Raw genomic sequence first — 24,114 nt, forward strand, 5'->3', positions numbered from 1 at the left:
AATCGGGATAAACAACCGAAACGGGTGGTTGTTTATCTGATCTAGATGGGTTTGGATTTTCTTTATTTTATTGCTGAAGTTCTAATTTTCCCATAAATTTTCAAATTTTTTCATAAATCTCAAAAATTTTCTTCTTTTTTTCCAAGATTCTTTCAAAAATGATTGTTTATATCAATATTATGTTATATAATAGTAAGAGTAAAATTTAATAATAGGAGGAATTTATGTTATCTGATTTACTACCTGTTATAGTGGCAGTTATCGCTATTTGTTTTATGGGACTTCAAATTAAAACAAATATACTTCCAGTTAGCGAAGGAAACGATAGAATGAGAACTATATCAGGAAATATTAAAGAAGGAGCTATGGCATTTATATCTCGTGAGTATAAATACGTTGTTATCTTTGTAATTATTGTTTCAATTCTTATAGCAATTTTTATTAACATTAATACCATGATTTGTTATATCCTTGGTTCCTTATTATCAATGGCAGCAGGTTATGTAGGTATGAGAATTTCTACAGCCTCAAATGCTAGATGTACAAACGAAGCTATGGAAAGTGGACTTCCATCTGCCCTTAAAGTTGCCTTTGCTGGTGGATCTGTTATGGGATTTGCAGTAACAGGATTTGGACTTTTGGGAGTTGGAATTGTTTATTTGATCTTTAGAGACCCAACAATCCTTATGGGATATTCTTTTGGAGCAAGTTCAGTTGCACTTTTCGCAAGAGTTGGTGGAGGAATCTACACAAAAGCTGCAGACGTTGGAGCTGACCTTGTAGGAAAAGTTGAAAAAGGAATTCCAGAAGATGACCCAAGAAACCCAGCAGTTATCGCCGATAACGTAGGAGATAATGTAGGAGACGTTGCAGGAATGGGAGCTGACCTTTTTGAATCTTATGCGGGAGCAATCCTTTCATCAATGGTTTTAGGTTTTTCAATCTTTGGAGATGCCGGGATTAGATTTCCACTTGTACTTTCATCAATAGGAATACTTGCATCAGTTCTTGCAGCATTCTTATTCCTAAGAAAGAAACAAAAATCCCCACAATCTGCCCTAATGATGACAATTTATCTATCAGGAGCAATTGTTCTTGTAGCATCATTTATCCTTTCACCAATATTTTTTGGAAATATGAAAGCAGCAATTTGTATAATTGTGGGAATACTTGTAGGAATTGCAATCGGATTTTTATCAGAAGTATTTACATCTGAAAAATATAGCCAAGTAAAAAGAATAGCAGAAGAAAGTCAAACAGGAGCAGCTACAAATATAATCGCAGGATTATCAAGTGGTATGCTTTCAACAGTAGGACCAATTGTTCTTATAGCAATAGGAATTTTAGTTTCATTCCACACAATGCAAATGTACGGAATTGCCCTTGCAGCAGTAGGAATGTTATCAATCACAGCAACAACAGTAACAGTTGACGCTTATGGTCCAATCTCAGATAATGCAGGTGGAATCGCAGAAATGAGTGGACTAGATGAATCAGTTCGTGAAATCACAGACAGCCTTGATTCAGTAGGAAACACAACAGCAGCAATCGGTAAAGGATTTGCAATAGGTTCTGCAGCATTAACTGCACTTTCACTATTTGTAACTTACACAGACACATTAAACCTTGACAACCTTTCATTACTTGATTCAAAAGTAGTAGCAGGAATGTTCGTAGGAGGAATGTTACCATTTTTATTCTCAGCTTTGACAATGAATTCAGTAGGAAAAGCTGCAACAGAAATGATTAACGAAGTAAGAAAACAATTTAGAGAAAAACCAGGTATCCTAGAAGGAACAGAAAATCCAGATTACGCATCATGCGTAGATATTTCAACAAGAGCATCCCTAAAAGAAATGGTAATACCAGGAGCACTAGCAATCGTAGTACCATTATTTATAGGAAAAGCATTTGGACCAGAAACCCTAGGAGGACTATTAGCAGGAGCCCTAGTAACAGGCGTATTAATGGCAATCTTTATGTCAAACGCAGGTGGAGCTTGGGATAATGCAAAGAAATTTATAGAAACTGGAGCAGAAGGCGGCAAAAACTCACCAGCCCACCACGCTGCAGTAGTAGGTGATACAGTAGGAGATCCATTCAAAGATACATCCGGCCCATCACTTAATATCCTAGTAAAACTTATTACAGTAGTATCTGTAGTATGTGCAGGATTATTTATCTAATATAAAAATAAAAGCTGTTACAAAATATTGTTATTTTGTAGCAGCTTATTTTTTTCCATTTTTTTATTAAATCTAATGGGGATTTCATAATTACTTAATATTCTAAAAAACAAAACTAACTATTACCCATCTCAATCGAATATAATGAATAGAGATAGCTCTTGAATTAAATTTATATTACAATTTATTCTTTCTTTTAAAATCTTTTTTATTAGCTTTAAGTGCAAATTAATCCCTTTTTTGAAATTTTAATTTAAGACTTTGATAATTAATATTTATATTTTCCATTACAAATCACAAGTTAATATATTTGAATCTTCAACATAAGCAATAAAAAATACTATATTTATTTTCAAGAAAAAATATAGTATAATATAAAAAACTTAATTATAAAAATATACAATTTAAAAATAGAGAGGAATAGAAAATGGAAAAATTTAAACAAATACAGAAAAAATTTCAATTAAATGGTGCCCAGATGAAATATATTGCCTTTATTTCAATGTTTATTGACCATTTTAACAAGGCAATCATTACACCAAAACTAAATTACCAACAACCACTAGTTACAATATCAATGATTTTTGATATACTAGGCAGGATTGCCTTTCCGATTTTTGCCTTTATGATTGTAGAAGGCTTTTACAAAACAAAATCAAGATTCAAATATCTAAGAAATCTTTTGATTTTCGCCGTAATTTCAGAAATACCTTACGATATGTTCCAATCAAAAGTTTTTATAAACAACAGATCACAAAACATAATGTGGGCGCTAGCCCTTGGACTTTTGACCTTGATGATTGTTGATAAATTAAAAGAAAAAATCAAAAACAAATACCTTTGGCTTTTTCTTTCAATACTAATTGTTGCAATAAGCGCAATATCAGCAACTCTCCTATCATTTGACTACGATTATTATTCCATAATAATAATTTTTATACTCTACCTTTTCTACGACAAAAGATTAGTTGGAAGTCTGTTGGCATACCTTGTGATAATAAAAGAAGTTTATGCAATTTTAGGCTTTGCAACCATTAATTTTTACAACGGAGAAAAAGGAAAACAAAATAAATGGTTCAATTATTTGTTCTATCCAGTGCATTTATTGATACTTGGGATTTGTAGGTTTTTGTTTGGGTTGTAGATATGTAAATTTAAAAAATCTATTATAATATTATGTAAAAAATAGCTATCTTAATTATTTTAATTAAGATAGCTATTATCAATTTAATTTATATAGTAAGCTATATCCTCTAAGATATCAATGTTTTTCTTTGGTATTTTCATAAATTTGTTATAATTATTGTATAATTCTTGTCTAATATAACCATCATTTTTAAGCCTACCCACAACTATATCAGATGTAATAAAGTTATCTTTTGCAAAATTTTCTAAAGACTCTTGATCAAACTCATGATTTTCTACAAACTTCTTGTAAGAAATAGGATTTATAAGAAAATCTTGAGCAAATTTATCAGCCTTATTCTCATTGCAATCATATTTATTTTTATCTAGGTTGGAATTAAAATCCTTATTAATAATATGTCCTATTTCATGCATTAAAGTAAACCAGAAAATATCTGATCTTTTTTGTTTATCAGTTATAAGTAATAAAACACTTCCATTATTAAACTTATATACTGCTCCATTTAAATTTGAGCCCTTAAAATATGGTAAAGTCACTAAGATAATCCCACATTCAAGCAAATTTTCTTCCAATTTTTCATATACCTTATCATTACTATTAATTAAACTCTTCAAATCATTTAATTTTGATTTTAATTTATTTATATCTAAACTTTTATCAGCTTTTTTTCTAGCCTCATTTATAGCAATTTCAAGCATTACATTAGATTTAATTATAGATTTTTCATTAATATCAGAAGAGAACTTATTATTTCTATAACTCACATTAGAATTAAAATCTTTCAAATAAGATAAACTAGAAATATTTAAAAATCTTCTAAGGAATTCTATTTTTTCATTAATTCTATAAGTTTTATCTTCAATAATTTTCAATTCTTTTTTAAAGTAGTTAAAATCAATCTCTTTAGCTATTTTCTTCTCTTCATCTAATGCCATCTTGTTTTTAATTTCAATAACTTTTTTATTATAGGATGCTTGTAAATTCATCCATGTCTTAAAACTAATACCAGTAAACCTACTCAACTTTTCAGCTAAAACTTCTGTAATATTAGCCTTACCATTTACAATTTTAGAAATAGTTTTAGATGACACTCCCATTCTCTTAGCAAATTCATCCTGAGTAATATTTAATTCATCAATAATATCCTCAATATAAGAGCCAGGGTGAAATGCTATCAACTCCTCATAACTTATTAAATTATTACTCATAATGATTGTTCACCTCTTCAATACTTACAATTTTTATAATATCAATATTACTAATATCATATACTATATTAGAAGATATATCCTTAAATAAAACTTCAACCCTAATGCTCATTTTAGCACCACCCGGCGACAGAGAATATATCCCCTTTTTTCCACTAAGCTTATGTAATCTGTACTTACTCATATTTCTTAAATCTCTTATGCTATCAATATTTAAAATAAAATTAATCATCTTATGTAGATTAATAGCCTCATTGTTTCCAATCTTTTTTCTAGCATGTTTAAAATTAGTACATAATTTTTCTACTTTTTTACTGGAATATTCTACATTCAAACTTCTCTCCTTATAAATTACCTTTAAGGTAATTTGTAATTACATTATACATCCTATTAAGTTTTAGTCAATTGTGATAAATATAAAGTTAAATATTTGAATAATAACTAATAATTTTTATTTTTGTAATTTATTAAGAATCAATTTGTTTTCTTCCTCTTCATACTTGCTAAAAAGTTCTTCTAAATCAGGCATAGATCCAGCATTTACAAAGGATTGTACTTTTTTTCTTAGCCCACCATTATATTTGCTATGAATATTGAAATCAATACTATTGATTTCCGATCTTAATAATTTTATTTCAGAATTAAATTTCTCTTCCAATTTACTAGCAAATTTATTTTTTTTATTAATGTTTGTTCTTATACTATTGTAAATCAAATCTAAATTTTCAATATCTTTTTCATAGTCTTCACGACTATAATCCTTACTACTTAAATCTTTCTTTTCTTCGATAACATCTATTTTAGATCTTATACTCTCTAAACTTATAACGTTATTTTGTAAACTATCTAATTTAGCTTCTGATTTCTGTGACTCAATCTGTGCAATTGCTATATCTTTGTTTGTATCATTAGCCTCTTTAGCTATTTTATTAGCATCATTAGCATATTTTACACTAATTACACTTACAATAATAGAAATAATACTAAGAAACCTAAAAATATAATCAATTTTTTTCTCTTTATTAAGTTTCATATTGTTCACCTCAATGAAAATTCTTTATTATCAAATTAAATTTATTAGTCATTTTAAATAATTTAATAAATTTAATTATTATAGGGTTTGTGTTTCTATAATAAATTTTTTTAAAAAAAGTGCCTAAAGAAATTAATCTTTAAGCACTTTGTTTGTTTTCTTATTTTATTCTTTAGCCCTTACAAATTTTACACCAACTCCTATCATTAGTAGGCCTAGTAGTAGGATTAGGTAGATTGTTGCGTCGCCGGTTTTTGCCATGGCGTCTACTCTTTTGCTTAATCTGTTGTTTCCTCCTTTTGGGCCTGGGGTTGTTGGTTTGTAGTTTTTAACTTTTATTGTTTTGTTTGATGAAGTTTCTCCAATTGTAAAATATACTGCGTCTAATTCTGGAACGTAGCCTTGTGGGGCTTTTGTTTCTATTAGTCTGTAGTCGCCGTAAGGGAGATTTTTTGTTTTAAATTCTCCGTTTTCGCCACTTGTTAGAGTGTAGACTTTTCCGTTTTCTTCCAAGTCTTTGTAGCCATCTTTGGTTTTTTCTTGAACTTTAAAGATAGCACCTTTAAGTGGATCGTTGTTAGTTCCGTCGATTTTTTGGAATGAGAAATAATTTTCTGGTTTGTCTTTTTCGTTTAAAAGCTCAATACTTCCTGATCTTTTAAATTCACTTTCTTTTCCGACGTTTTTTTCATAACCTTTTAGAGGTTTTGTTTCTTTGAACTTTACCTCTTCTTCTAAGCCAAATAATTTAATTTGTCCTTTTTGGTCTGTGAAAATTTCTGTTATCTTCCCATTTGGGGAGTAGGTCAATTGTTCATTGCCATTTTCGTCTTTAACTTTGTTAAATTTAAGAATCTCTCCCTTTTTATTTATCACATTAAAACCAACTCCAGGAAGGACTTTTGTTGTGTCATCCTTGTCCCTTTTTGTAAGAGTTAGGGTATCAGGAGCTTTTTTTGGATAAATTGTGAGAGGATTTTCTGTGTTTTCGTCAATGATTGCTAGGAAAGGAATGTATGGTCTTGATGGATCATTTGATCTATATCTTAAAAGATATACCCCCTTTTCCAAGCCTTCAATTAAAGCAAAAGCCATCCCATTATTTTCTTCAGATTTGTTAGAAGTTTTCATCTCTCCCAAATCTTTTGAAATTTCCTCATCATACTTGTCCTTATAAGAATTTATAAGCTCAAGTTGTTTTTCTGGTTTTTCGATATTTTCGATTTTTTCATCAGGTACTTTCCAATAATCAACATAGTCAACTACGATTTGTTTGGAATTTTCATCAGTATAATTTGTATTAATTCTTAGGCTATTTCCGCTTTCAGCATAAGCCAAAAGAGGAGCAACTAGCTGTAATATTACCATAAGAAATATGGAAGATATTAAATTTTTATTGAACTTTTTCATAGTAACTCCTCTATTTAGTTAATATTATGCTTGTTCTTTGTTAGCTTTCATTTTGTAAGCTGCAAGTCCCATAATCATAAGACCAGCTACTACAAATATGATTGAACCAATTCCACCTGTTTGTGGGATTGTTACTTTCTTATTTTCTACTTGTGAGAATCCTTTATCATCTTTAAGTTTTCCAGCTTCAAGTGTTGTTGTTCCAAATGAATCTTTTACAACTGTGAAAGGAACTGGAGCAGTTAATTTAGCATATCCTTCTGGAGCTTTAATTTCTTCTAATTGGTATTCACCTTCATCTAAACCTGATACTCTAAAGTAACCGTCTGTACTTGATTTAAATACAGTTGCATTATCTTTGCTAGTATTGAATTCCCATTCGCTTTGAGCTATTGCATATGCTTTATCTCTAGCTGCTTTTAGTTTTGCAATATTTTCAGTATTTGGTTGTTCAGTTGTAGCTGCTTTTACAGCGTCTTTATAAGCTTTTTCTGCTGCAACATAATCAGCTTGCTCAGCTTCTAATTTTGTGTTACCTTTTTTAACTAGGTATTGAGTTTGACCTTCTACAGTTCTAGAAATGATGAATTCTGCGTTTGCAAGACCTTTACCTTCTTGGTCTACCTTTTGGAATCTGTGTCCGTAGGTTACAAGACCTGGTTCTTCTGGGTCTTTTGGTCCTGGGATATCATTCTTATAGTTCTTGATAGTAACTTCACCATTTCCACCAAGTCCGTATTCTGCTTCGTTTCCTGGTTTAAATGTTTCTTTTACTTTATATTGTTTATCGTTATCTAGACCAGTCCATTCGTGGAATTGTTTTTTCTTAGTTAGAGTTACTGTTGCTTTTTGACCATCTTTAAATGTTACAACTTTTCCAGTGTGAGCATCGTAAATTGTTACTTTTACTTCTTCACCTTCAGCCCATCCACCTTCTACATTAGGGAAGTTCTTTGTAACTTTAAGTTTTCCTTCAGAAGGTTTTTGTGGTTTTGGTGTATTAGAATGATCTTGTTTGTTTCCATAGTGGAAAATTACGTCGTTACGTTCTTGTCTTTGAACTTTTGCTTTGTCATTTACTGTTGCAGTATATGTGATGTGAACTCTAGTTTCAGCATCTTTTTTGTTAATTTTCGCAAGTCCTGCTGTAGTAAATTCAAGTTTAAATCCATTTCCATCTTTTACTAAAGTATAATCAGTACCTTTTGTTAGATAGTCTCCATCTTTAGCTGTTTTTTCTGCTTCTTTTGAACCAATATATACTTTTAAACTATTTTCGTTAAATGTAAGACCTTCTGTCATTTGGTCTGTCCATTTAGCTGTTTGATAATCTGATCCAGCTGGAATTAGTGTCTCAATTTCATAATCAACTTCTTGACCTACATATGCACCTTCAACTATATCATTGAAAATTTCTTTTCTATCATTGTTTGCGTCAGCTTTACCTTTAAAGTCTTTATCTACTTTTGGTTCTTCAGCTGTTGTGTTCTTTGGATATACGTGGATATCATTGTTTACTGATCCATCTTTTTTGAATAATGGAAGAGCTAGACCAAATGGAACTGCTTTTGCATTTGTAATTGTTTGATCTTTTCCATCTTCACCTTCTCCAGGAATAACTTTTGAAGTTTCTACAGCCCAAATGAATTTGTTTTTACCTGCTGGGATAGTGATAGTATTTTTATCTTGAGCGTCCCCTAATGTTACACCACCCTTAGCTGATGTAATTTCTTTTTTGTATACGCCTTCTGTTCCTAATTCTTTGTCAACAGCTTCTACAGTATTAAATTTACCAGAGTCAGCTATCATTTTTTTGTAACTAGCTTCGTTATCAAATACCCAATAAGTAAATTTAACGCCTGCTAATTCTTCAGCATTGTCATCTGAGAAGAAATCCTTTATGTTTCCGATTTCACCACCAACATATTTTTCTTTTGGTTCTCCTCTTAGACCTTCAATAAACTCACCACTTTTATCTTTTTGTGGAAGATTATCAAGGTTGCTTAATTTAAGCTTGTGTAAAGTTACAGTAGTCTCTTGTTGCTCTTTTGATGTACCTGCAACAACAGTACCGGCTTCATCAGCCTTAGCATTTGTAAAAGGTGCTGCAAGAATTCCGAACACCATTGCGAATGCTGTTAAAAATGACAAAATTTTGTGTTTCATAATTTTCTCCTTTTTATTTTTTTGTCAATTTGCCTTGATATGTTTTGGCTTTCGCCTTATCAATTATGTATAATCTGTATTTCAAGATTTATACTAGAAACATTCCTACATTTATAATAACCCAAGCTTGCAAGAAAATTTTATTTTTCTTGCAAGTTATTATTAGGTTTATTACCGAAAATTTTTAGACATCTTATACTATAAGTTTATCTTTTCTTTTTGAATAGGTCAATACTGCGACAAACATTATTATTAGTCCTAGGATTGTGTATCCTATCCAAACTCCCGGGCCTCCTGTAGAAGGATATTGGGCCTTTTTGTTTGTTACTAAAATTCTGTTTTCTGCTGTATTATTTTCTATTTCTTCATCTTTCTTCAAATCTATTTTAGTATTATTATTTTGTTGACCATCTATATAATATATCTTACCATTTTTCACTTCAAATTTGAAGACTATTTTTTCAACAAGTGCGTAACCTTCTGGCGCTTTTGTTTCGACAATTTGGTATTCGCCATTTGGAATTTGTTTAAATTCAAATTGACCTTGGGCATTGGATTTAACTTTCCATTTATCTTCTTCTTTGTCTATTTGCAAAAATTCTGTTCCGTCTTTTCTTAGTGCAACGAAAATGCCACTGTCATTTTTTCTACGAATTTCAAATTCTGCTCCAGCAAGTGCCTTGTCAGGTTTATCGGCGTCTACTTTTTTGAAGTAGATGTCTGGGTTTTTGATATTGGCGATGTCTAATGTTATTAGATTGACGTCACGGTCTAGATATTTACCGTCGTACTGTGTCATATTGACTTTGTTATCGCCCGCTGTTATTTGCGTTGCATTTTCTAGATATTTATCTAGGATTTGTTTTGTATCATTTTCGCCAAATTCTACTTTGCCACTTGTTTTATTGATTGTGCCGATTTGGTAGGTTGCTTTTGCTCCTATTCTTCCTTCATCTTTGTATGGCATATCCACTATAAATTGATAGTATTTTTCTTTTTCTTCTTGTGGGGTTTGTCCTTGTTCTGATCCTACTGGTTTATTTTTATCTTCTTCCTTGTATGGAGGTGTGATTCTTAAGGTCAAGTTTGGACTATCTCCACCGTTGATTTCAACTTTATAAGAAGTATTGTCTTTATTTCCTATCTGATTTGCTCCATCTCCTGCTACTAATCTTACTTTTGTATTTGCTTGACTTAGTTTTAGTGATGGGTCTGTGGATTCTAGGATTAGTTTTGTTTTCTTTATATCGCTTGGTTTTGCTTTGATGGTTATTTTTTGTCTAAATGTTTTGTTTTCTTTGTCTATTCCGATGATTTCTGTGTCAAGATTTTCTGGCTTTTCGCCATTTTGTTTGTAGCTTATATTTTCTACAGTTTTCATCTTGTCATTTGTATCATCGAATGAGTTTAGCCATTTGACTTTACCATCTCTTGTTACTTCAAGTTTCCAAACTGCGTCAGATTTGGTGTAGCCTTTTGGAGCTTTTCTCTCTGTTAGAGTATATTTTCCTGCTGGAAGATTATTAAATAAGATTGTTCCATCAGCTTCTACATTTCCTATATTTCCTGTATACTTATCATCATTATCTTTTTCTAGTAGGAACTCTGCTCCTTTGATACTTTGTCCATTTTCGTCAGTTTTTCTTACTCTTATTTCTGCTTTCTTGTAGTTTTCTATGATTTGTTTATTGTTTTTTATTTCTACAATATTTCCTTTTTCATCTACTTTGAAAGAAGAAACTTCTTTTGTTGGCAAGTCATAGTGTTCATCATCAGGTGTGACGGTTTCTATAACTCTGTACTCACCTTCGGATAATCCTTCCCAAGAAAATACTCCGTTATCGTCTGATATTCTTGTTGAATTTTCTACTTCATCCCATGATGAGCCGTTTTGTTTTTGAAGTTTAAATGTTGCTCCTTTTAAAACTTTTCCTATGCCTAAATCTTTGAGCGATTCTGGATTTTCGCTTGATTGGTCTACTACATTTGATAAAACTCCGCCGTCAATTTTTACAAATTCTATTTTGTTTTTGAAGTTTAGAAGTTTTAATTCTTTGTTAGCATCTCCAATCGCTCCAGGATTAAAGAATTCTGACCAGGTTTCGAAGTGACCTGTGTAGGAGTCTTGGTAATAGTAATATCCATCCCTACCTTCATAATATAAATAGTGGTTTGTATAATGTACGGATGATTTTAAGGATTGAACATTATCTCCTACAAGCTTTCCTTTGATTTCAATTACATAAGTGTTTCTATTGTATCCATTTTGGTTCAAATAACTGTTAGGAATATAAATATTTCTCGTATTTCCAGTATTTCCTATTCTGTCATAATAATATTCATCACCAATATAGGTTAGGTTACTATCGTTAAAGTCTACATCGTAAGAATCTGGAAGGTCTCCTTGTTGGTATCCATCTCTATGAGATCCCCAACCAGATTTTCTATAAGTTTTTACAGATAGAGAATTTAGATCTATATCTTGCTCAGAATTAAATAACACATTTTTATTTTTCAAATATTTATTCCAAGGATTGTAATAAACTATAGCTGTGAAAGTCTTGTTATCAGGGTCAAGCCTTAGCATATATGATGATATATCTGATGTTGGATTTTGGTATCCATCGTATCCATTCTTATCGTTCCAGCCTCTATAGTTTATATTTATAGAATCTGAATAATGATAATCTTTATTTGTTTTATCGGTGTTATTTCCTATGTTTACATCGACTGTTATGTCTTGTGTATGGTCTACAACTCTTCTGTCTGGGAAGATTTGCATAAACATTGACATAAAGTCTGGTCTGTAGTCGCCTACGTATTTTGTAAAGGTATAGGTAATTGATGTTCTATCAGGATTTATTTTTGCCTCAGCAAGTTTTCCTGCAGGTCCGATTATATCAAATTGTGAATCTGGATTCTTTCCTTTGTTATCATTATCTTTAAATATTCCATCTAAGTCTATATTGTCTGAAAAATCAATTGTGAAATAATCTCCAGGTCTAATTTCTTTATTAGGATCGATTTTAAACTTAAAGTTTGCAATCATTCCTTCAGCTTTGTTTGGATATACAGTTGTCTTATTAGGTATATCAGCTGTTGAAATTAATTCTTTTTGTTCTCCATCGAAGCTTATATATTTTGAAACATCATCTTTTCTTGCTGGAGTTTCGCCCCAATCTCCTCCTCCAAGAGTGATTAATTTTTTCTTGGTATCTAGGATGTAGCCGTTTATTGTTTTTCTTTCTTTTAACCAATAGTAGCCATAAGGCAAGTCTTTGAAAGAAATTTCTCCATTTTCATCTGTTATTCTTTCTTCTCCAACTTGTGTTTCATTTTCGTCGGTTTTGTGAAGGGTGTATTTTACATTTGCAAGTGGCCTGTTATTTTCGTCAACTTTTTTGATTTTAAATTCGCCCTTGCCTGGTTTTTCGTTGATGATTTTACCAAGTGTGCCAATGTTAGCATCGGTTACTTCTTTTTCTACGAATTCGTCGTCGACTTTGTCGTAGATGTAGATTTTACCTTCTAGAACTCTAAATTTCTTGACTGGGCCGTTTACTTGCATGTAGCCATCTGGGGCATTTGGTTCCATAATTTGATAGAAACCATCTGTTAGGCCTTCGAATGTAAATTTACCTTTGTCGTCAGATTTTCCTTTGTAAGCACTGTTTTTGAGTGTTACATCTTCTAAACCTTTTTTACGCTCTTTTGTTCCATCGGATTTTTCGATGTACAAACCTTCGTCATCTTTTTTGATAAATTCTATATTTTTTGTTACTGGATAGTAGCCGTTGTTTTCTTTGTAGTAATCTTTTGGATCTTGTTTTTGTAGGATAAATTCTACATTTTGTAGTGGATCTTCCTTGGTTTCAAGTTTGCCACCTTCTCCTTTTACTTCGTCTTTACCAACTTTTGTAAATTCAACTTTATTTTTTTCGTTGATTACTTTGAGTATAGAATTTGGATCGGCAATATTGATTGTTATTCCATCTCCGATTACTTTTCCATCTTCTGTAACAAGTTGTCCTCTTGCATTTTTAAGCTCTTTGTTATTTTTATCTAATACAGCTTTTAATATAGCTATAACTTTTCCAGGATTTTGTGTATCATTTACAAATAAAAGTTTGTATTTATTTGATGATAGCTTATATCCTTCTGGTGCTTTTTCTTCTTCTAGAAGATAGGTCTTACCAGTTTTGATTCCGTTTACATCAAACTTATAGATTCCAGCATTTGAATCTTTTGCAAGGTCGATAGTTGTCCTAAATACATCCTTATCGTCATCTGTGTTGGTTAGTTTTAAGTGTAACTTACCTTTTGTGATGTTGTTGAATACTTTTTTACCATTTGAATCTGTTAGGAATCCTTTGGTTAAGTAGAAGTATTGTTGTTTTTCATCGTTTTTGATGTAGAAATATCCAGGTCCATCTGTATCTACTTCTGTATTTCTATTTCTAGTAAAGATGTATGAAAACTCTTGAGTTTTATCTACCAATACATTTTCGCCGCTATCGGCATCCTTTTTCATTTCATAGAATTTCTTCTTTAGCTTGTAGTTATCTTTTTCGTCTTCGTAGATTTGGATAACTATTTGCCTATCCATTTCTTTGAAGCCATCTGGCGCTTGGGTTTCTATTAATGTGTAGATACCTTTGGATAGGTTTTTAACTTCAAATGTACCATCGGTTTCTATAAGCTCATAAGGTGCTGATGATGAATTTCCATCTTTAGCTTCATCTAATTTTGTAGGATCATCAGAGTTTTTGAGCATTACGAATTTGGTTTGTTTATCTTTAATTAATCCTTTGTTTACATCTACCTTCTTCCACTTCAAATCAACTGTGGTTTTGGTGTTTGTTAGGATATAAGAAAATTCACCAACTTGTTTTTGTTCCAAATTGCTCTTTTTATCAAATCCATTTTTGATATAGGTTGTGTAATAATTATCTTTTTCTTCATTTGGATTTTTATCATGATTTGCGTATTTTTCGTAGTATCTTTTTTCTAAATCTTTATCGTAGATTGCTTGTAGACCATTTTCAGTTTTTACAACTTTTATTATCCACCTATCTTGAATAGCCTTACTGTCGTAGCCTTCTGGCTTGTCGGTTTCTCTTAGTTCATAGATTCCTTCGCCAAGTGTGTCGAATGTAACTGAACCAGAATTTTGAGAACGTGCGCTTTTGTTGTAGGTATAAGTTGCACTTGATACTGCATCATTTGTATAGTCATAAGCTTTGCTATCAAATGTTTGTCTCAACTTTTTGAAGTTGAAATATACGTCTGGAAGTACATTTCCATCTTGGTCTTGTTTTTTAAATACGAATCTAGTTTTTTTGTAGTTTGCAACCTTGATGTCTTTTGGATTGCCTTTATCATCAAGTTGTGGAGTATTTTTACCATCTGTTTCATTTTCTGGCGTAAATCTAATTGACGCATCGTGGTCTTCAAATACTATTTTTAGTTTGTAAGTTTTTGGATCTTGAACTACTCTAAAATACCATGGATCAGGTTTTATAAATTTCTCCAAAGCTCTTGTTTCTTGTAGTTTGTACCTACCAACGCCAAGATTTTTGAAAGTGAATTTTGAACCTGCGTAAGCATATAGAGGTTGATCATATCCGCCAGGGATTGGCTTTCCATCTTCATCAACTTGGGTTACCCTAAAGTCTGATGAATCTACCGCAATATCTTTTCCTTCCTTATCTTTTACACCTTCGATTTTTTGGAATTTGAAGTCGATGTAGTCTTTGTTGTTAAATACATTATCCAAGTCTCCATCGTGATCTTTTCCGAAAATAGATTCTGGATTTTCTACTTTTACATATTTTCCATTTTTCTTTTCATAGGCTACAATTTCTTGCTTCCATGCACCATCCTTGTCTGCACTTAATGTGATGGCTAGGAAGCTATCATCTAGCCTATAACCATCAGCTGGTTTTGTTTCTTTGATGATATAGGTACCTTGTTCTAGATTAGAGAAAAGAACTTCAGCATCTTTTTTAGATGTCTTCAAGACAGCGTTGATAGTTTCATCATAGCCTTCTGGCTTTATAAACTTATCATATTCTTTGCCATCATCGCCTTTTACTTTTTCATTAAGGTCTTCGTATTGAGGATTACCTTCATTATCAAATGTTAGATTACCATCTTTGTCGAGTTTTGCTCTTCTTAGTGTAAATTCAGCATTTTCGATATTTTGATATGTCTCAAGGTCTTTTTTGTGGAAACTTATCTCTGTTGTTTTGAGGAAGTTTGTTACTTGTACATCGTCTATACCCTTATATGGAGCATCTGGTCTTGCTGGGTCTGACCTGTGGTCGTCCTTGATGATTTGTGTGAATTTATCATATTTACCATCACCTAATTTTATACCTTTTATTGGTTTACCTAGAAGTTCTTTTCTATCTTTTTCTGGTATTGCCCATCTTGCATCTCCTTCAGTATCTGGCAAAGTTTCAGTAAATTGGAATTCTATTTTCATGTAGTCGTCGTCAGATGGTTTTTTGTAGTTTCCATCTTTATCTTTTGCGACTTCTACTTTGAAATACCATTTCTTGTCTTTACCATTTTCATCTTTAGGAAGTCTATAAGATCCACTTGGTGCTTGGATTTCTGATAGCTCATAGAGACCTGGTGATAATTCTCTGAAGTAGTTATCTCCTGGAAGACCAGTCGCTTCTGATACACCATCAAATTCCTCATTACCATATACAGGAGGCTTTTGATCAATAACTTGATCACTCTTTAGTATCTTTCTAGCTCTAAATTGTGCACCTGTAAGAACTCCGCCGTTTTCATTGACCTTGGTAATTCTTAGAGGAATCCTAAATCCAGTTTCGTCTTTGTTAAAGATGTCCATGGTGTTACCATTAGCAATTGTTAAGCTCACGGTATCTTTAGCTTTTGTTATTGATTCGCTATCAATTGTGTAATTAGATACATTTGGTAGTGCCCAATCTTTGGCAAACTTATCTTCTCTAGTATACACAAGTCTATAGTTCTTGCTAGGGTCAAGCTTGGTATTAAATTGTACCTTGCCTTCGTTTATAGCCTTTATAGTTTCTAAAGCTGTTAGGTTGCCTTCTTCAAAGAGTTCTAGTTTACCCGGAGAATCAGCACCTGGAGATGCTGCATTTCCATTTACTGACCCAGAGTAAGTAAAGTTGACCTCTAGATTTTTTTCGCCCTCACTTGGTGTTGTAGAATTTTCTACGAATGTAGCAGTTACTGTTACATCTGATGCTGGCATTTTGAACGTATTGCCAGTAACTGTTACTGGTTTACCATTTGCTGTTACGACATAATTGCCAAATTTATATCCTTTATCAGGAGTTGCTGATAATTTGATAGTGCCGCCTTCCTTAGCAAATGTTGGAGTCGCATTAACTGTTCCGCCTTTTTGTGGCTGTACTAGTATTACATTATAAGAATCTGGAGTTACATCATCCCATACTGGTTTTATTGTTACATTGTCATTTATTTTTATAACATTGCCTGGCTGTTTTTCTTCTCCATTTACATCCCATGCCTTAAAGATCTTTCCATCTGGAGGTGTAAATTTATTGTCTGGTAATGTGTAAGCTTGTCCTGGTGCAACTTTTACAGAATCCATTGAGCCATTTCCACCGTTAGGATCAAATCTAACTGTATATTCTTGACTAGTAGGCTCAAACTCTGCATTAACCGTTACATTCCCAGGTGGCATTGTGAATTGATAATTGCTTACATCAACTGTTTTACCATTATCATAAGTGACTGTAAAAGTTTTTAGCTTATAACCAGCTTGTGGATTTACTTCTAAAGTAACTTTTTCATCAGTTTTAGAAGTTTGTGGTCCACTTACAGTTCCGCCTGTTGGGTTGTTATAAGTGATGTTATAGGTTTTTGCTACAAAGTTAGCGGATATTGTTACATCATCTTGTGGCATAGTAAACCATTCGCCATTCACGACTTTTACATCAGCGCCACCTGCAGTCTTAACTGTAGGATTTCCCACGACTTCATAACCCTCATTTGGTGTTATTGATTTTATTTCAACTCGTTTTCCGCTCTTTTGATTTTGATAAGGTTCGGTACGAATCTCTCCATGGTCATCATTATAGATTATCTTATATGCTTCAGTCTTTCTTACTATTGGAGAGTCGAAATTATGGTTACCAAGCTTAACATTATTAAACAATTTGTAGTCTCTATCAATACCTAAATTTTGTACACTTTTTACTTTGAATTCTATACTTGCTGTTTGACCTTTCAATATGAATGGTTCGCCAGATTTTAGATTTATACCTTCTCTACTATATCCTGTATGCCATTCTCCTTGTTTTTCTGCACCATTATCTGGTGTTTTCCATGACCTATCTGAACCTTCTACAATACTAAAATAAAATTTATTAAATGGAATTTCAACATTGGTAACATTCTGATCATTAGGTGTATTATTTGTCATATCTATTCTTACATAGAATACCTCGTTACCTTCATGTCGTGCTGTAGTGGTTATATCTAGTCCCCTAACTTTTACATTTGTCTTTGTTTTTGAGATAATATATGATTCAGTAGGGGTAGCTTGTTGAGCTTGTGGGTTAATCTCATCGCCTATTTCTAGTCCATCTGAGAAAGGTTGTGACATTAGTTTATTAAATTGTAACGGTTCTGATATATCAAGTCCTGCCATTTGTAGTCTTGGGCTCATTGATGGGTTTGTGATTGAACTTATTGACTGGATTCCTTGATCTAAAGTTGCTGGGTCGAATTTTTTGTCTGACCTGTATGTTCTTCCACTATTATCTACATATACATACCACTCATCGGTTGTTCTTTCATAACCTGCTGGTCCTCTAAATTCTTGTAGAACGTAGTAGCCAGGTTTTAAGTTGTCGAAAGTTACTATACCTTGGTTTTCTGGTAAGGTTGATGGGTCTTCACCAATTCTAAATCTCTTACCATCTTTATCTACTGCATAACTAACTAATTCTCCATCTTTTCCTCTGAAGTTTTTATAACCAACTACCCCTAATTTATCTCGGTCTTCTTGGCTCATTGTTTTAGCTTTTTCTTCAGTTAGGTATAAGATTATTGGATTACCTGGGGTTACTTTTTGGATATATTCTTTTGCGTAACCGCCTGGGTTCGTCTCGATTTTGAATTCCTTATTTGCAGTATAGAGTCTAAAGTAAGCACGTCTTAGACCTACAATCTTAGGATTGTTTTTATCAATTATTACAAGCTTGCCTTCTTTATCAACATAGGAAATAGCATTACCAGTTTTCCTAATTGAAAATTTACCAAGTTGCTCGCCTTCTCTAAAGTCGATTACGCCTTTAAATATAGAGTGAGCGCCAGTTTCTGCGTTGGTGTTAGGGTCTCTTACTATAACTTTCATCTCGCCGACGTTTGCTATAGCTTCTGCTTCTACCTTAAGTAGAATATCGTTTGCAACATCGTATCCTTCTGGAGGATTTGTTTCTCTTAAGACATAGTACTTACCAAATTCTAATCCCTTTAGGTGGAAGAATCCATCTTTAGCTCGGGTTATACCAGTTTGGATTGGTTTTATTTTGCCATCTACTTTTTCACCAATTATTGCTCCATAGTAGTCTGAGCTATAAAGGTCGAAGCTTACTGGCTTACCACCTTTGCCTGGGATATCTCCTTTGTATGGTATTTTGTTGACGATAGGTTTGCCATCTTTATCTAGTCTGATTTTTCCATCTTCGTCTTTTTCTAGCTCGCCTAGGTATTTTGTAAATTGAATGTCAATTTTTCTAGGCTTGTTTGTTAGTTCGTAGACTGGCTCGTCATTTGGATTTATTATTTTTTCTCCACTGCCGTCTTTCTTGACTTCATAGACGGTTTTTACAAGCTCGCCATTTTTATCTTCACGAACTTCTATCCTCCAATATGAATCTAGTACTTGGTAACCATAAGGAGCTTGGATTTCTGTTAGCTTGTAGTCACCTACTTTTAGTTTATCAAAGAGGAAGTAGCCTTTTTCATTGTCTTTGCCGCCTTCTTTTTTGATAGAATCTGATTTCAAATCTTTTAGGTAGGTAGATCCGTCTTTAGTCCAGAGTGATTCTAATCTAAATCTAGCATCTGTAAGACCTTGCTTTTCTTCGCCATTTTGTATTTCTCTAATTTTCCTAAATTCTATCTCAGTTTCTTTTGGATAGTTTCTTACAATTGTTAAGTCACCATCTTTTTCCTTAGGAGCATTCTCTCCTACAAAATGTAAAACTACTTTATTTTTTCCAGCAACTGTTTCTTCTTTTGCTTCAAGAATATAAAGTGGGGCTTTTTGGTAGCCTGCTGGTACTTTTGTTTCTTCTAGGATATAGTATCCTTTTGGAATTTGTTCAAATTTGAATTCTCCATAATATCCTCTTGATGTTTGCCTGTAAGCATCATCGTATTTAATTTTTTGGGTCGGATTTTCTTTTTGAGCTTTTATTTGAGATTTTACATCATCAACGGAGTTTGCTGTTACTTTTCTTAATGTAAATTCTGCTCCGTTTAGTTTTGCAAATTCATTTTTCTTTACAAATTCTAAATCGCCTAGGTTATCTTGGATATTTGTTAATTTAACTTTGACTTTGTTGTCTTTGTCAACTTCTACTAAGTTTTTGCCTTCAGCAGATTTTGGAATATCTTTGTCTTTTATTATTACTTCTGTTTTGTAGCCGTCGTTTACATGAATTTCTGGTAAATTTTTGAATTTGTATGGACCTTTATCTTCATTGACTAGGCTTCTTTTTACTTGAATTTCAAATTCTTTGATTGGCTCATATCCTGATGGAGCTTCTTCTTGAACTATATAATAACCTGGTTTTAAATATAATTTTTCGTTATTATCTTTTTTGGAAGTCCATTCTACTCTTTCATTTGTGTATTTGTTGATAAAAGTAAATTTTGCTCCTTCAAGTTTTGTCTTTCCATCATTTGTATATTTGTCAATTTCAAGTGGTTCTGTAATACGACCTGTGATTAGCTCTTGGTATTGTCCTTCTTTGGTGTGGGAGTAGAAAACTAATTGAACTGTATTTGCTTTATTTTTGTTCCAATCAGAACCTGTTTTGTAAGATGCAATGACTTTCTTTAATAATACATCTGCCATCGCGTATTGAGTGTTTCTTACGACTGGATAAGTTTTGATAGTTGTTTCTTTATCTTTTAATTTTCTAAGACCTTCGGTTGTATAATGATTTTTTAATTCTCCATTTTTTAATTCTCCATCGAAATAATCACCTGTCCAAGAACCGTCAGGATTTTTGCTACCTGTTAGGGTGTGGTTTTCTTTCCATGAATCCTCGTTGTAATTTGTTGGAGCACCGAAAAAGTCCTCTTGTATGCTTACACCATCAGTGAAGTAATGGAGTACTCTTTGATACATGGAGTTTTCGATGAGCCTGTGCATTACTTCGCCATCAGTTTCGCTTCCAAGTAAGTCGTTGAATTTACCTTGAGTGTATTCTTTTTTAACTTGATCACCATAGAAGTAGATTCTTTTCATCAAATCTTCCATGGCTTGACCTTGGCTCATGCCGTTTGGATTTAATTTGATACCATCTATTGGTGTACCATTTAAGTGGTTAACAAGTCTATAATTTCCGTTAGGATTTCCTACTATTTCATTTAGTCTTGATATTAAATAATCACCTGATGGATCTTCGTGGATGTCTAGGAATATTCCTTCACTACCCTTAAATGATGGATCTGGAGTACCTTTGTTGAAACATTGTACCATATCAAAGTTTTTGTTGATACGCATTATTGGATATGGATTTTCTAGATAAGCTAGGTATTTATCTCTTAGGTCTTTATTGGAAACTTTTTTTGTAAATAATTTTATAGGTCCACCGGTAGTTGTTTCTCCTACTAGATTGTTTACTTTTTTCTCTTTGATATTTGCATTGAAACGATAAGTATCATCTCTTGTACCTATTTGATTTGGATATTCATAAGAGATTAAAGTTCCTGGATAAAAATCTCCATATTCCGTATAAACTTCACCTATATTAGGAGTTCTTCTATAAAGTCCATCTTCTTGTGGGACATAGTAGAATACTCTTGGATTAATTGGTTTGCTTGGTGTATTATTTATTAAAAAATCAGGATAGTTAAAGGCCTCATCTGGTTTTTCGCCAAGTCTTAATAAGTCTAGAGCGTACCAATCGACATTTTTATCAGAATCTCTTTTTGCATAGATTGTTCTTGATGAATCGTAATAGAGATTCTCGCTTGTAAAGTTGTCCCTTTCGGTACTTTTGGCAGGAATCATTGTTTCTACTAAGTTAAATGGAAGTTTTGAAAACTCTTTTGCTTGCTCAGCTCCTTTCATCCATTTGATGATTGCTGGAAGCTTGTTATATTCTTCTATAAATTCGTCAAGCATTTTTCTGATGTAATTGCCATCTGGATTTATTCTTAGACCTATAGAATAATAATCGTGCAAACGTGTTTTGTTTACTTCTGCCTTTACTCTAATATATAATTTATCTCCAAGTTGATTTTTAGCTATTGAAGTGTTTTTTTGTAGAATTTCTCCCAATCTTGATGATGAAATATAATTACTTGAATCGTTAAGATCAGCCTTATTTGTTGATGCCTTAAACTCGAATTTTTTTAATCCTTGTTCTGCTCCTGCAAATATAGAAACATTTAAATTGTTAAAGTCAAGATCATTTGCTTTTAGGGAAGCTGTATCCACTTCTATGTTCCATTCTACAGTTGGATTTGTACCACCATTATATTTTTGGTCTGATGTCCAATTTAGTTGGAATGGATAATGTTTTGCTTCACTTTGTCCTTGGCTTACAACATTATAAGAGCTTTCTACAGGATTTTCGTCATTTATATTTACTTTTTTAGTTGGCATTGATTGGATTGGGTTGTTTTTTGGTGCAACCTTGATGTCAATGTCAATTTCTTTTTGTGTTCCTATATTATCAGTATCAAATCCCAAATATTGATCTACTGTTAATTTAGTAGGTTTTGTAACTTTTGTTTGGAAAACATACCTTATTGTGTGTTTGTCTTTATTATATACTGGGCTTGCTATTAGTCTGTTACCATCATACAAATCATTCCAAACTTGACCGATGTCTTCTTTTAGATATGGTCCTAGTTGAACATCAAAATACCAACCTTGTGGAATAGGGTTTGCTGGAGATGCTTGGACATTCATTTCAAGATTTATGTGGAAAAGTTTTCCAACCCATGAATTTGATGGAACTTTTTTTGGCAACTGTCTAAGCATATTTGCCCTAAAATTTTCATTCCTGTCTTTTTCTACGAGAGCTTTTATTGCAGAATCATTTTCTGTCATTAATTTTTCTTGATTTCCTAATGACAAATTATATTTTTCGCCAAGTTCTGTAAGAAGTTTTTGTATATCTTCGATTGAATTATTTTCATCTTCCAAAGCCTCTTTTAATTCTTTGTTGGCTTTTTCAAAATTTGCATTTTCTTCTTTTTGTTTTTCTTCTTGGGCTTTCTTTTCTTCTTCTGCCTTTTTCTTTTCTTCTTTAGCTTTTTCTTCGGCTGCCTTTTTCTTTTCTTCTTCTTTGGCTTTTTCTTCGGCTTGCTTTTTTTCTTCTTCGGCTTTTCTTTCTTCTTCAGCCTTTTTTTCAGCCTCTTTTTGTGCCTTTTCTTCTTCAGCTTGTTTTCTTTCTTCTTTATAGGCATTTAAGCTATTTAAATCATTTGTCAAAGAATTGGTGTCATAAAGATTTTTCTTATCTTCATTAATAAGGGCAAATATATCTCCCTCATTTTTTATATTCCAATTTCCTTGTTCATCCTTTTCAAACAAATTGTAATTAGGGTCAGGGGATATATTTTTAATAAATTCTAAATTGAATACTAATTTATCTTGGTTAAGTAATTTTTGATTTCCATTTTCATTAAAATCGAAATCGTCTAATATTTTAAAGTCTATGTATGAATAATTTTCTCCATAAAAATTATCTTTTTTGCCTTGTTCAAGATTTTCCATCTCATTTTTTGTAAGGATTTTATATCCTTGGTCTTCTTTGATGATTTCAAGATCAAGATCAAGACCTTGCAAGTTTAGCATATCTTTTATACGCCAATATTCCTTGCTGGCATCTTCATTTGTTTGGAAAATTTTATCCTCATAAAGCTTGAGGTCATTTCTTTTTACAAGTCTAAAACTTGAACTTGTAGAAGGAAGACCTACTGCAATAGAAAATTTGCTTTCATCCTTATCTATCTTTTTCTTATCATAAATTTTTTGAGAATTTGTGATAGATAAGTAAGCATCGTCGTTCGTTTCAAGATTTTCAATGTTTTTTATAGTATTTGGTTCAAGCTCTTCAGCCTTCGACCTCGTAGCAAAAGCTGGTAGCATAACTTGCAATACCATAAAAAGTGCGATTGCAAATGATGTCAATTTTCTTAATAACTTTTTCATAAGAACTCCTCAAGGGCAATTTTATGTTTTTTTTTTTTTTGAAAATTACCTAAATAATTATGACTTGTTATCCACAAGTCCAGTTTTTTAGCCAAAAATAGCACATGATTTTTAAGCAGTAAAATTATTGCCACATTTTTCCCTTGTGCATTGCTAAAGTGTCAGCCTACATTTTTTCTTAAATAAATTAGTATGTATTTAGGATTTTGATTTAAACATGGAAAAATTTCTTTGAAATCATCTTATTTCAAATAATTAATTTAAATTTTAAATCGTCCTAAAATATTTATTTAGAATTTAGACAATTCTAAGTTTATTTAATTATATATAAAAAAAAATTTTTAGTCAATACATTTTTTACATATTTTTAAAAACTTAATATATATTTAAAAATATTTGAAAGCTCAATTTATCACAAATATTTTTCGATTTTTTTGTTTATTTATTCTTATAAATGTTTCATATACATGTTAATATGTGGCTGTTTTTTTATAAGAAACCATAAAATATTTTTTAAATATTTTTTC

The 24,114-nt window shown here is 32.0% G+C and carries 8 protein-coding genes; 2 read left to right on the forward strand and 6 right to left on the reverse strand.

What is annotated here, in order from left to right; translation table 11 throughout:
- Positions 1-224 precede the first annotated feature (224 nt).
- Both HMPREF3045_RS01080 and HMPREF3045_RS01085 read left to right on the forward strand, forming a co-directional pair.
- Positions 225-2,186, forward strand: coding sequence for a sodium-translocating pyrophosphatase (locus HMPREF3045_RS01080; protein ID WP_004839500.1), 1,962 nt, complete (start codon positions 225-227; stop codon positions 2,184-2,186).
- 427 nt (positions 2,187-2,613) lie between these two features.
- Positions 2,614-3,330, forward strand: coding sequence for a TraX family protein (locus HMPREF3045_RS01085; protein ID WP_070736787.1), 717 nt, complete (start codon positions 2,614-2,616; stop codon positions 3,328-3,330).
- 83 nt (positions 3,331-3,413) lie between these two features.
- On the opposite strand, the gene HMPREF3045_RS01090 is transcribed toward HMPREF3045_RS01085, so the two are convergent.
- The 6 genes from HMPREF3045_RS01090 to HMPREF3045_RS09415 form a co-directional block, all read right to left on the reverse strand.
- Positions 3,414-4,541, reverse strand: a complete 1,128-nt coding sequence (locus HMPREF3045_RS01090) for a HigA family addiction module antitoxin (protein ID WP_070736788.1) — start codon at positions 4,539-4,541, stop codon at positions 3,414-3,416.
- Positions 4,534-4,875 (reverse strand): hypothetical protein, encoded by a 342-nt coding sequence (locus HMPREF3045_RS01095; RefSeq protein WP_070736789.1) that lies wholly within the window; start codon positions 4,873-4,875, stop codon positions 4,534-4,536. Before HMPREF3045_RS01095 ends, HMPREF3045_RS01090 begins: the two co-directional genes overlap by 8 nt.
- Before the next feature lie 117 nt (positions 4,876-4,992).
- Complete coding sequence (locus HMPREF3045_RS01100) at positions 4,993-5,574, reverse strand: hypothetical protein (RefSeq protein ID WP_070736790.1); 582 nt, start codon at positions 5,572-5,574, stop codon at positions 4,993-4,995.
- A 165-nt stretch (positions 5,575-5,739) separates the two neighbouring features.
- The gene (locus HMPREF3045_RS01105; protein ID WP_070736791.1) at positions 5,740-6,984 is read right to left on the reverse strand and encodes an MSCRAMM family protein; all 1,245 of its coding nucleotides are present in this window, start codon (positions 6,982-6,984) and stop codon (positions 5,740-5,742) included.
- 24 nt (positions 6,985-7,008) lie between these two features.
- A complete protein-coding gene (locus HMPREF3045_RS01110; protein WP_070736792.1) occupies positions 7,009-9,150 on the reverse strand; it encodes an isopeptide-forming domain-containing fimbrial protein in 2,142 nt (713 codons plus the stop codon).
- A gap of 193 nt (positions 9,151-9,343) precedes the next feature.
- Positions 9,344-23,587, reverse strand: a complete 14,244-nt coding sequence (locus HMPREF3045_RS09415; protein ID WP_257244368.1) for a SpaA isopeptide-forming pilin-related protein — start codon at positions 23,585-23,587, stop codon at positions 9,344-9,346.
- Between the last annotated feature and the right edge of the window lie 527 nt (positions 23,588-24,114).

It is taken from the genome of Anaerococcus sp. HMSC075B03 (assembly GCF_001815585.1).
Lineage (GTDB): Bacteria > Bacillota > Clostridia > Tissierellales > Peptoniphilaceae > Anaerococcus > Anaerococcus vaginalis.

What these genes read in the sequence shown, in the direction of transcription:
- HMPREF3045_RS01100 (WP_070736790.1), bottom strand. Translation starts at nt 5,574, where the DNA reads ATGAAACTTAATAAAGAGAAAAAAATTGATTATATTTTTAGGTTTCTT.
- HMPREF3045_RS01110 (WP_070736792.1), bottom strand. Translation starts at nt 9,150, where the DNA reads ATGAAACACAAAATTTTGTCATTTTTAACAGCATTCGCAATGGTGTTC.
- HMPREF3045_RS09415 (WP_257244368.1), bottom strand. Translation starts at nt 23,587, where the DNA reads ATGAAAAAGTTATTAAGAAAATTGACATCATTTGCAATCGCACTTTTT.
- HMPREF3045_RS01105 (WP_070736791.1), bottom strand. Translation starts at nt 6,984, where the DNA reads ATGAAAAAGTTCAATAAAAATTTAATATCTTCCATATTTCTTATGGTA.
- HMPREF3045_RS01090 (WP_070736788.1), bottom strand. Translation starts at nt 4,541, where the DNA reads ATGAGTAATAATTTAATAAGTTATGAGGAGTTGATAGCATTTCACCCT.
- HMPREF3045_RS01080 (WP_004839500.1), top strand. Translation starts at nt 225, where the DNA reads ATGTTATCTGATTTACTACCTGTTATAGTGGCAGTTATCGCTATTTGT.
- HMPREF3045_RS01085 (WP_070736787.1), top strand. Translation starts at nt 2,614, where the DNA reads ATGGAAAAATTTAAACAAATACAGAAAAAATTTCAATTAAATGGTGCC.